We start from the raw sequence: 9897 nt of genomic DNA, 5'->3' as shown, positions 1-9897 counted from the left end.
GGCGCACCGCGTTCGCGGTGCGCCCATCGGCGTTCCTCCGGCTCTTCGCGCGGGCTACGCGGCGTGCCCGCCGTCCACGGAGAACTCCGCGCCCGTGACGTACCGGGAGTCGGGGCCGGCGAGGAAGGAGACCATCGCGGCCACCTCGTCCGCCGTGCCGAAACGCCCCAGCGCCGTCATCGCGCGCTGACCGTCCGCGTACGGACCGTCGGCCGGGTTCATGTCGGTGTCCGTCGGGCCCGGGTGCACCAGGTTGGCGGTGATCCCGCGCCCGCCGAGCTCCCGCGCGAGCGCCTTCGTCAGCCCGGTCAGGGCCGCCTTGCTCGTCGCGTACAGGGTCCCGCCCGGACCCGGCACCCGCTGGGTCATGCAGCTGCCGACGGTGATGATCCGCCCGCCGGGGGTCAGGTGCGCGGCCGCGGCCCGGGCGGCCAGGAAGGCGCCCCGGACGTTGACCGCGAGCACCCGGTCCACGTCCGCGAGGGTGAGCGAGTCCAGGGGGCCGAGCACCCCGACGCCCGCGCTGTTGACCAGCACGTCGAGCCGGCCGAGGGTGCGCACGGTCTCCTCCACCGCCTCCCGCGGGCCCTCGGGGGCGCCCGCGTCGGCCCGTACCGCCAGGCCCCGGCGCCCGAGCGCCTCGATCTTGCCGACGACCGCGGCCGCCGCCGCGGCGCCATTGACGTAGGTGAGCGCGACGTCGAAGCCGTCCTCGGCCAGCCGCAGTGCGGTGGCCGCCCCGATCCCCCGGCTGCCGCCCGTCACCAGGGCCACCGTGTTGCCGTTCATGTCCGTTCCCTCCCGATGCCATTTGGTTGCGTGTTCAATCAAATAGGGCGGGGGGTGGCGGCGCTGGCGGGAATCCGACCTCGCGTTCACGCGCGCCGCGCCGATGAGTCCCGGGACGGGCGGGAGTCTGAACGGGTGCGGGGGGAACCGGACGCACGACGTACGACAAGGAGCGCGGAGCCATGGGAAAGCTGACCCTCACCACCTTCCTGACCCTCGACGGGGTGATGCAGGCCCCCGGCGGGCCGGAGGAGGACGCCAGCGGCGGGTTCGCCTACGGGGGCTGGCTCGCCCCGTACGCCGACGAGGGCATGCAGGAGTTCATGGAGGAGGTCTTCGGCCGCGTCGGCGCCTTCCTGCTGGGCCGCCGGACGTACGACATCTTCGCCTCCTACTGGCCCCACCACGACGACCCCGCCAACCCGATCGCGGACCGGCTCAACCGGCTGCCCAAGTACGTCGCCTCCACCACCCTCAAGGAGCCCGCCTGGGGGCCGGCGACCGTCCTGGACGGGGAGCAGCTCCAGGCCGAGGTCGTACGGGCCAAGGACGCCACCGAGGGGGAGCTCCAGGTGCACGGCAGCGGGCGGCTCGCGCAGTGGCTGCTCGCGCGGGACCTGGTCGAGGAGCTGAACCTGCTCGTCTTCCCGGTCTTCCTGGGTGCGGGCCGGCGCCTGTTCCCGACCGGCGGCCTGCCCACGGCCTGCGAGCTGACCGCCTCGCGCACCACGGAGCGGGGGACCGCCATCCACACCTACCGCCCCACGGGCCGGGCGGTCTTCCGCGCCTTCGACGCCTGAGGACGGCCGGGACGCCGGGGCGGCCCGAGGCGGCCGGGACGCGGGGCGGCCGGGACGCGGGGCGGCCAGGGCGGACGGGGCGGACGGGACGGCCCGGGGCGGACGGGGCGGACGAGACAGCCGGGACGGACGAGACGGCCGGGGCGGACGGGACGGCCGGGGCGGCCCGGGTGCGGGGCGGAGGCGGGCCCGGCGCGGGGGAAACCCGCTCGACCGGCAAGATCGCCCCGGGCTACCGTGGGCCCGCACCCGTGCGAGCCGCCGACGTCTCCACGCCCTACCCCCGTCGGAGCCGCCCCGGTGTCCAGCCTCACCGCCCCCGCCCCCGCCCTCGCCCCCCGCCGGGCCTGGCTCGCGGACCTGCCCGTCCTCCTCGTCGCCGTCGTCTGGGGCGGCAGCTACCTCGCGGCCAAGGGCATCACCGCCGCGCACACCGTCATCGCCGTGCTCGTCCTGCGCTTCGCGCTCGTCCTGCCCGTCCTGGCCGTCGCCGGACGGCGCCGGCTGCGGGCGCTGAGCGCCGCCCAGCTGCGCGGCGCCGGCCTGCTGGGCCTCGTACTGGGCGGGATCTTCCTGCTGGAGACCTACGGGGTGGTGCACACCTCCGCCACCAACGCCGGGCTGATCATCAGCCTGACCATGATCTTCACCCCGCTGGCCGAGTCCGCCGTACGGCGCACCGCCCCCTCGGCCGCCTTCGTCGCGGCCGCCGGGGTCTCCGTCGCCGGGGTCGTCCTGCTCACCCAGGGCGCCGGCTTCACCGTCCCGGGCACGGGCGACCTGCTGATCCTCGGTGCGGCCCTCGCCCGCACCCTGCACGTCCTGCTGATGGCCCGGATCGAGGCCGTCCGGGACGCCGATTCCCTCTCGCTCACCACCGTCCAGCTCGGCGGCGCCGTCCTGGTCTTCGCCCTGCTGGCCGCCCTGCCCGGCACCGGCGACGGCCCGTGGGCCGTCGCCGCCGCCTTCGGCCCCGCCCAATGGGCGGGCCTCGCCTTCCTCTCGGTGTTCTGCACCCTCTTCGCGTTCTTCGTGCAGATGTGGGCCGTACGCCGCTCCTCGCCCTCCCGCGTCAGCCTGCTGCTGGGCACCGAACCGCTGTGGGCCGCCGCCGCGGGCCTCGCCGTCGGCGGCGAACGGCTCGGCCCGGCCGGCTTCGCGGGCGCGGCCCTCGTCCTGGCCGGCACCGCCTGGGGCCGCCGCGCGATGGCCGAATGATCTTGGGTGAGTGGCCGGAAACCGCAGGGCCCGGCGGCGCGGCGCCCCACTAATCTGACCGCATGCCACAACCGGACATCAGCGCGAACGACCCGGACTTCCGCGCGGACCCCCACGCCTACTACGCCCGCCTGCGGGCCAAAGGACCGGTACACCGCGTAGAGGTCTCCCCGCCCGAGTTCGCGCCCGCGCTGCTGGTCGTCGGCTACGAGGAGGCCCGCCAGGCCCTCAGCCACCCCGGTCTGCGCAAGGACTGGAAGAGCGGCGGGGTCCTGCCCGGCGTCGCGGCCACCACGGCCAACAGCAACCTGCTGGAGACCGACCCGCCGCAGCACACCAGGCTGCGCCGGCTGGTCGCCCGCGAGTTCACCACCCGCCGCGTGGAGGCCATGCGCCCCCGCGTCCAGCAGATCACCGACGAACTCCTGGACGCGATGGCCGCCCGCCCGGAGCGCTCCGCCGACCTGATCGAGGCCCTGGCCTTCCCGCTGCCCGTCACCGTCATCGGCGAACTCCTCGGCGTGCCCGAACCGGACCGCGAACGCTTCAGGCACTGGTCCAGGGAGGTCCTCGCACCCACCTCCGCGACCCCGCGCACCACCGCGCACCAGAAGCTGGGCGACTACCTCGCGGAACTCGTCGGGGCCAAGGCCGAGGACCCCGGCGAGGACCTGCTCAGCGCCCTCATCCGGACCAGGGACGAGGACGGAGACGCGCTGTCGGCCACGGAGCTCATCGGCATGGCCTTCCTGCTGCTGATCGCGGGCCACGAGACCACGGTCAACCTCATCTCCAACGGCACGCGCGCCCTGCTGGCCCACCCCGGCCAGCTGGCCGACCTGCGCGCCGACTGCGACGGCCTGCTCGACGGCGCGATCGAGGAGATGCTCCGCTACGACGGCCCGGTGCAGAACACCACCTACCGCTACGCCCACGAGGACATGGAGATCGGCGGCACCGCCGTTCCGGCCGGAGCCACCGTCCTCGTCTCGCTCGCCGGCGCCGGCCGCGACCCCGGCCGCTACGAGGACCCGGACGCCTTCGACATCCGGCGCGCCCCGCGGGGCCACCTCGCCTTCGGGCACGGACTCCACTTCTGCATCGGCGCCCCGCTCGCCCGGCTGGAGGGCCGCATCGCCTTCCGCGGTCTGCTGGAGCGCTTCCCGGACCTGGCCGAGGACCCGGCGGGGGGCCCGCCGGACTGGATCGGGGGCAGCCTGATCCGGGGCGTGACCCGGCTGCCGGTGCGCTGGTAGCCGCAGCCCGTGAACGTACCCCCGTCCGCCCGGGCACCGCAGGGGCCGTCACAGGTCCGGGAGCTCCGCCAGCCGCACCGGGCGCCGCTCCCGGCGCGAGAGCTCGCAGGCCTCCGCGACCCGGAACGCGGCCAGGGCCTCCCGGCCGTCGCAGGGGTTGGCCCCCTCGCCGCGCACCAGCCGGACGAAGGCCGCCAGCTCGGCCTCGTAGGCGGGGGCGAACCGCTCCAGGAAGCCGGTCCACGGCTTGCCGGCCGGGGGCGGGCCGTGCGGTTCCGTGGAGGCGATCGGCGTACGGTCGTCCAGCCCGCAGGAGATCTGGTCCAGCTCCCCGGCCAGCTCCATCCGCACGTCGTACCCGGCGCCGTTGCAGCGGCTGCCGGTGCTGGTGACCAGGGTCCCGTCGTCGAGGGTGAGGACGGCGGCCGCCGTGTCGATGTCGCCGTTCTCGCGGAAGGCGGCCGGCCCCGCGTCCGAACCGGCCGCGTACACCTCGGTGACCTCCCGGCCGGTCACCCAGCGCGCCATGTCGAAGTCGTGCACCAGGCAGTCCCGGTACAGGCCCCCGGAGGAGGCGAGGTAGGCGGCGGGCGGCGGGGCCGCGTCGGCGGTCATCGTGCGGACGGTGTGCAGCCGCCCGAGGGCCCCCGAACGGACCAGCTCCCGCGCGGTCCGGTAGCCGGGGTCGAAGCGGCGCATGAAGCCCACCTGGAGCACCCCGCCGACGGCGGTCACCTCGCGCAGCACCGCCAGGGTCCGCGCCAGGTCGGGGGCCAGCGGTTTCTCGCAGAACACCGGCAGTCCGCCGCGCGCGGCCCGTACGACGAGATCGGCGTGCCCCGCGGTCGAGCAGGCCACGACCAGCGCGTCCACGCCCCAGGTGAAGACCTGGTCGACGGAGGGCGCGGCGGTGGCGCCCAGCCGGTCCGCGAGCCGCGCGGCCCGCCCCGGTTCGGCGTCGGCCAGCAGCAGCGAGCCGGCGTCCCGGTGGCGGGCCAGTGAGGCCGCGTGGAAGGACCCGATCCGGCCCGTTCCGATGAGCCCGATGCGCATGCACTCAACGTGACCCCGTACGGGGGACCTGTCAATCTGCCCGCGCACGCCCCGATGACCCTTCATGGTCCACTGTGGCGGATACTGGGCGGCTGAAACCGGAAATGACCGATTCATGACGGACGAGGGAAGGGCACGGCGACGTGGCTAGGGTTCGGACAGGGGTACGCGTCGTCGGCGCCGTGCTCGCGGCGGTACTGGGGGCCTCCCTCGCGGGCTGCAGCAGCACGGGCGGCAAGCGTGCCGAGGAACGGGCGAAGGCCGCGGAGGCGGGCCGGCCCGCCGTGTCCACGCCGCGCTGGACCTTCGCGATGGTCACGCACGCGGGCGACGGCGACACCTTCTGGGACATCGTGCAGAAGGGCGCCAAGGAGGCGGCGGCGAAGGACAACATCAACTTCGTCTACTCGCACGACGACCAGGCGCAGCAGCAGGCCCAGTTCGTGCAGAACGCCATCGACCAGAAGGTCGACGGGATCATCGTCAGCCTCGCCAAGCCCGAGGCCCTCAAGGACGTCGTCGGCAAGGCGGTGAAGGCGGGCATCCCCGTGATCACGGTCAACTCCGGCTCCGCCCAGTCGGCCGCGTACGGGGCGCTGGCCCACATCGGCCAGGACGAGGAGATCGCCGGCGAGGCCGTCGGCACCGAGATGACCAAGCGGGGCCTGAAGAAGGCGGTCTGCGTCCTGCACGAGCAGGGCAACGTGGGCCACGAGCAGCGCTGCGCCGGGGCGAAGAAGACCTTCGGCGGCACCATGGAGAACCTCTACGTCGAGGGCACCAACATGCCCGCCGTGCAGGCCGCCGTCCAGGCCAAGCTCCAGGCGGACCCCTCCGTCGACGGCATCCTCACCCTCGGCGCCCCCTTCGCGCCCACCGCCGTCAAGGCGAAGGAGGCCGCGGGCAGCAAGGCCGAGGTGGACACCTTCGACCTCAACGAGTCCGTCGCCCGCGACCTGAAGTCCGGCGCCCTCGGCTTCGCCGTGGACCAGCAGCCCTACCTCCAGGGGTACGAGGCCGTGGACCTGCTGTGGCTCCACCGCTACAACGCGGACGTCCTCGGCGGCGGCCGGCCGGTGCTGACCGGGCCGCAGATCGTCACCGCGGACCAGGCCGCCAAGCTGGAGTCGTTCATCAAGCGGGGCAGCCGATGAGCACCGCCGCCCCGGCCGTCGACGAACGGCTCGCGCCCGTCTCCTACGTCCGCAGGCTGCTGGGCCGCCCCGAGCTGGGCGCGGTCGTCGGCGCCGCCGCCGTCTTCGTGTTCTTCTCCTTCGCCGCCGACAGCTTCCTGAAGGCCTCCAGCCTCAGCACGGTGCTCTACTCGGCCTCCACCATCGGGATCATGGCGGTCCCGGTCGCCCTGCTGATGATCGGCGGCGAGTTCGACCTGTCGGCCGGCGTGATGGTGACCACCTCGGCGTTGTTCAGCTCGATGTTCAGCTACCAGATGACCGCCAACGTCTGGGTCGGCGTCGGGGTGTCCCTGCTGGTCACCCTGGCCCTCGGCTTCTTCAACGGGTTCATGCTCACCCGCACCAAGCTGCCCAGCTTCATCATCACGCTCGGCACCTTCCTGATGCTGACCGGCCTGAACCTCGGCTTCACCAAGCTGATCAGCGGCACCGTCTCCACCAAGACCATCGCCGACATGGAGGGCTTCCCCTCCGCCCGGGCGCTGTTCGCCTCCCAGTGGAACGTCGGCTCGGTCACCCTCAAGGTCACCATCCTGTGGTGGCTGGTCCTGGTCGCCGTCGCCACCTGGATCCTGCTGCGCACCCGCGCCGGCAACTGGATCTTCGCCGTGGGCGGCGGGGCCGACGCGGCCCGCGCCACCGGCGTCCCGGTCGTCAAGACCCGCATCGGCCTCTACATGGGCGTCGCGCTGTGCGCCTGGATCTCCGGGCAGCACATCCTGTTCTCCTTCGACGTCGTCCAGTCCGGGGAGGGCGTCGGCAACGAGTTCCTCTACATCATCGCGGCCGTGATCGGCGGCTGCCTGATGACCGGCGGCTACGGCTCCGCGATCGGCTCGGCCGTCGGCGCGTTCATCTTCGGCATGGCCAGCAACGGCATCGTCTACGCCCAGTGGAACCCGGACTGGTTCAAGTTCTTCCTCGGCGCCATGCTGCTGCTCGCCACGCTGCTCAACGCATGGGTCCGCAAGCGGGCGGAGGCACGGGCATGAGCACACCCCTGGTGAAGCTGACGGGCGTCAGCAAGTACTACGGCAACATCCGCGCCCTCCAGGACGTCTCCCTGGAGGTCTCGGCCGGCGAGATCACCTGCGTCCTGGGCGACAACGGCGCCGGCAAGTCCACCCTCATCAAGATCATCGCGGGGCTGCACCGGCACGACGCCGGCACCTTCGAGATCGAGGGCGAGCCGACCGCACTGGCCAACCCGCGCGCGGCCCTCGACCGCGGCATCGCCACCGTCTACCAGGACCTGGCCGTGGTCCCCCTGATGCCGGTCTGGCGGAACTTCTTCCTGGGCTCCGAGCCGACGAAGGGCCGCGGCCCCTTCCGCCGCCTCGACGTGGCGTTCATGCGCGAGACCACCCGCACCGAGCTGCTGCGGATGGGCATCGACCTGCGCGACGTCGACCAGCCCATCGGCACCCTCTCCGGTGGCGAGCGCCAGTGCGTGGCCATCGCCCGCGCCGTGTACTTCGGCGCGAAGGTCCTCGTCCTCGACGAGCCCACCGCCGCCCTCGGCGTCAAGCAGTCCGGCGTGGTCCTCAAGTACGTCGCCGCCGCCCGCGACGCCGGTCTCGGCGTGGTCCTCATCACGCACAACCCGCACCACGCCCACCTGGTCGGCGACCGCTTCGTCCTCCTCAAGCGCGGCACCATGGCGGGCAGCCACACCCGCGACTCGATCACCCTCGACGAGCTCACCCGGCAGATGGCCGGTGGCTCCGAGCTGGAGGAGCTGAGCCACGAACTGGAGCGGGTGGCAGAATCAGCACCGGACACCCCGTCCGGCTCCATCCCCGCCACCGCCTCCGACAGGGACGACACCACTCGATGACCACCTACCGGGAGTTCTCGCTCGCCCACCGCGGGTCGGCGCGAGGCACCGTCCTGCGGACCATCGGGACCCGTGAGCGCCGGTCGCACCTGACCGCCCCCCGCGTTCCCACGGTCGGCATCGACATCGGCGGCACCAAGGTGATGGCGGGCGTCGTCGACGCCGACGGGGTCATCCTGGAGAAGATCCGCACCGAGACCCCGGACAAGTCCAAGAGCCCCAAGGTCGTCGAGGACACCATCGTCGAACTGGTGCTGGACCTCTCCGACCGGCACGACGTGCACGCGGTGGGCATCGGCGCCGCCGGCTGGGTCGACGCCGACCGCTCCCGCGTGCTCTTCGCCCCCCACCTCGCCTGGCGGGACGAGCCGCTGCGCGACGCCCTCCAGTCGAGGCTCGCGGTCCCCGTCATGGTGGACAACGATGCCAACACCGCCGCCTGGGCCGAATGGCGCTTCGGCGCCGGCCGGGGCGAGGACCACCTGGTCATGATCACCCTGGGCACCGGCATCGGCGGGGCCATCCTGGAGGGCGGTCAGGTCAAGCGCGGCCGCTACGGGGTGGCCGGCGAGTTCGGCCACATGCAGGTCGTCCCCGGCGGCCACCGCTGCCCCTGCGGCAACCGCGGCTGCTGGGAGCAGTACAGCTCCGGCAACGCCCTGGTCCGCGAGGCCCGCGAGCTGGCCGCCGCCGACTCCCCGGTGGCGTACAACATCATCGCCAGGGTCGGCGGCAACGTCCACGAGATCACCGGACCGCTCATCACCGAGCTGGCCCGCGAGGGCGACGCCATGTGCGTCGAGCTCCTCCAGGACATCGGCCAGTGGCTCGGCGTCGGCATCGCCAACCTCGCCGCCGCCCTCGACCCCTCGTGCTTCGTCATCGGCGGCGGCGTCAGCGCCGCCGACGACCTGCTCATCGGCCCCGCCCGGGAGGCCTTCCGGCGCCACCTCACCGGCCGCGGCTACCGGCCCGAGGCCCGTATCGCCAAGGCTCAGCTCGGCCCCGAGGCGGGCATGGTCGGCGCCGCCGACCTCGCCCGGCTCGTCGCCCGCCGCTTCCGGCGCGCCACCCGCCGGCGCGTCGAGCGGTACGAGCGCTACGCGCAGTACGGCCGGCGCGGCAGCGCCGGTCCCGAGGAGCAGGAACAGCAGTGACACCGCCCATCTTGCCCCGTCAGGCCTCCTCGCCCGAGGCGGGCGGCAGCCGGCCCCCCACCCCCGAGGAGCGGCGCAGCACCGTCCGCCGCCGCTGGGTCACCGCGCTCATCATCCTGCTGCTCATCGGCGTCCCGGCCGGCTACCTGTTCATCTCCGCCCAGCAGAGCCGTGAGAGCGGCAGGGACAAGGCCGCCCGGGTAGGCGCCGTCAAGGTGCGCCCGGACTGGCCCTCCAAGGTGCAGCGCAGCATCTACGAGGTGCCGATCCCGCTGATGGCCTCGTCCGTCGGCTACCTGGAGACCAACAACTGGCACACCAGCCGGCTGTACGTCCAGTTCCAGGTCACCCCGCAGCAGCTGGACACCTTCCTGGCCGACCTCGGCACCAGCCGCGAGGCGCTCACCCCCGGGGTCTCGGTCTCCGAGCGCGACGCACAGGTCGCCGGCTGGAGCTGGAGCCCCAGGCACACCTGGTACGGGGTCACCCTGGAGGCCCAGGACCCGCGCCCCACCCGGGACGTCACGGTCGACTACGCCAACCCCCACGCCCCCCGGGTCTACGTGGTCTCCACCACCGTTCCGTAACCCG

10 protein-coding genes are annotated in these 9897 nt (G+C 73.5%); 8 read left to right on the top strand and 2 right to left on the bottom strand.

The genetic code is table 11. The features are described from left to right. Positions 1 to 54: 54 nt before the first annotated feature. Positions 55 to 789, bottom strand: coding sequence for an SDR family oxidoreductase (locus AB0F18_RS17675; RefSeq protein ID WP_362061152.1), 735 nt, complete (start codon positions 787 to 789; stop codon positions 55 to 57). Between the two features lie 182 nt (positions 790 to 971). Here AB0F18_RS17675 and AB0F18_RS17670 point away from each other — a divergent pair, with 182 nt between their 5' ends. The 3 genes from AB0F18_RS17670 to AB0F18_RS17660 all read left to right on the top strand — a co-directional run bounded on the left by AB0F18_RS17670 (position 972) and on the right by AB0F18_RS17660 (position 4063). Further along, complete coding sequence (locus AB0F18_RS17670) at positions 972 to 1589, top strand: dihydrofolate reductase family protein (RefSeq protein WP_362061149.1); 618 nt, start codon at positions 972 to 974, stop codon at positions 1587 to 1589. 300 nt (positions 1590 to 1889) lie between these two features. After that, positions 1890 to 2807 carry a DMT family transporter gene (locus AB0F18_RS17665; RefSeq protein ID WP_362061146.1) on the top strand — a complete coding sequence of 306 codons (918 nt, stop codon included), beginning with the start codon at positions 1890 to 1892 and terminating at the stop codon, positions 2805 to 2807. 62 nt (positions 2808 to 2869) lie between these two features. Beyond that, positions 2870 to 4063 (top strand): cytochrome P450, encoded by a 1194-nt coding sequence (locus AB0F18_RS17660; protein ID WP_362061143.1) that lies wholly within the window; start codon positions 2870 to 2872, stop codon positions 4061 to 4063. A gap of 48 nt (positions 4064 to 4111) precedes the next feature. On the opposite strand, the gene AB0F18_RS17655 is transcribed toward AB0F18_RS17660, so the two are convergent. After that, entirely contained in the window at positions 4112 to 5116 is a 1005-nt protein-coding gene (locus AB0F18_RS17655) for a Gfo/Idh/MocA family oxidoreductase (protein WP_362061140.1), read from the bottom strand. 143 nt (positions 5117 to 5259) lie between these two features. Here AB0F18_RS17655 and AB0F18_RS17650 point away from each other — a divergent pair, with 143 nt between their 5' ends. From AB0F18_RS17650 to AB0F18_RS17630, 5 genes are read left to right on the top strand one after another with little or no spacing between them, the layout of a single operon-like run. Beyond that, positions 5260 to 6270 (top strand): sugar ABC transporter substrate-binding protein, encoded by a 1011-nt coding sequence (locus AB0F18_RS17650; RefSeq protein WP_362061137.1) that lies wholly within the window; start codon positions 5260 to 5262, stop codon positions 6268 to 6270. Next, positions 6267 to 7304, top strand: coding sequence for an ABC transporter permease (locus tag AB0F18_RS17645; RefSeq protein WP_362061134.1), 1038 nt, complete (start codon positions 6267 to 6269; stop codon positions 7302 to 7304). Before AB0F18_RS17650 ends, AB0F18_RS17645 begins: the two co-directional genes overlap by 4 nt. Continuing rightward, positions 7301 to 8149, top strand: a complete 849-nt coding sequence (locus tag AB0F18_RS17640) for an ATP-binding cassette domain-containing protein (RefSeq protein WP_362061132.1) — start codon at positions 7301 to 7303, stop codon at positions 8147 to 8149. The genes AB0F18_RS17645 and AB0F18_RS17640 overlap by 4 nt, the downstream gene beginning before the upstream one ends. Further along, on the top strand, positions 8146 to 9306 hold the full coding sequence (locus tag AB0F18_RS17635; RefSeq protein WP_362061129.1) for an ROK family glucokinase: 1161 nt from the start codon (positions 8146 to 8148) through the stop codon (positions 9304 to 9306). The genes AB0F18_RS17640 and AB0F18_RS17635 overlap by 4 nt, the downstream gene beginning before the upstream one ends. Further along, a complete protein-coding gene (locus AB0F18_RS17630; RefSeq protein WP_362061126.1) occupies positions 9303 to 9893 on the top strand; it encodes a hypothetical protein in 591 nt (196 codons plus the stop codon). Before AB0F18_RS17635 ends, AB0F18_RS17630 begins: the two co-directional genes overlap by 4 nt. The last annotated feature ends 4 nt before the right edge of the window (positions 9894 to 9897 follow it).

This window comes from Streptomyces sp. NPDC029216 (genome assembly GCF_040648015.1).
Taxonomy (GTDB): domain Bacteria; phylum Actinomycetota; class Actinomycetes; order Streptomycetales; family Streptomycetaceae; genus Streptomyces.
Note: the sequence above shows the minus strand (reverse complement) of the source record. Positions and strands in the feature narration are given on the sequence as shown.

Coding starts and splice junctions, on each gene's coding strand:
- AB0F18_RS17675 (WP_362061152.1), bottom strand. CDS start 789: ATGAACGGCAACACGGTGGCCCTGGTGACGGGCGGCAGCCGGGGGATC.
- AB0F18_RS17670 (WP_362061149.1), top strand. CDS start 972: ATGGGAAAGCTGACCCTCACCACCTTCCTGACCCTCGACGGGGTGATG.
- AB0F18_RS17660 (WP_362061143.1), top strand. CDS start 2,870: ATGCCACAACCGGACATCAGCGCGAACGACCCGGACTTCCGCGCGGAC.
- AB0F18_RS17655 (WP_362061140.1), bottom strand. CDS start 5,116: ATGCGCATCGGGCTCATCGGAACGGGCCGGATCGGGTCCTTCCACGCG.
- AB0F18_RS17645 (WP_362061134.1), top strand. CDS start 6,267: ATGAGCACCGCCGCCCCGGCCGTCGACGAACGGCTCGCGCCCGTCTCC.
- AB0F18_RS17640 (WP_362061132.1), top strand. CDS start 7,301: ATGAGCACACCCCTGGTGAAGCTGACGGGCGTCAGCAAGTACTACGGC.
- AB0F18_RS17635 (WP_362061129.1), top strand. CDS start 8,146: ATGACCACCTACCGGGAGTTCTCGCTCGCCCACCGCGGGTCGGCGCGA.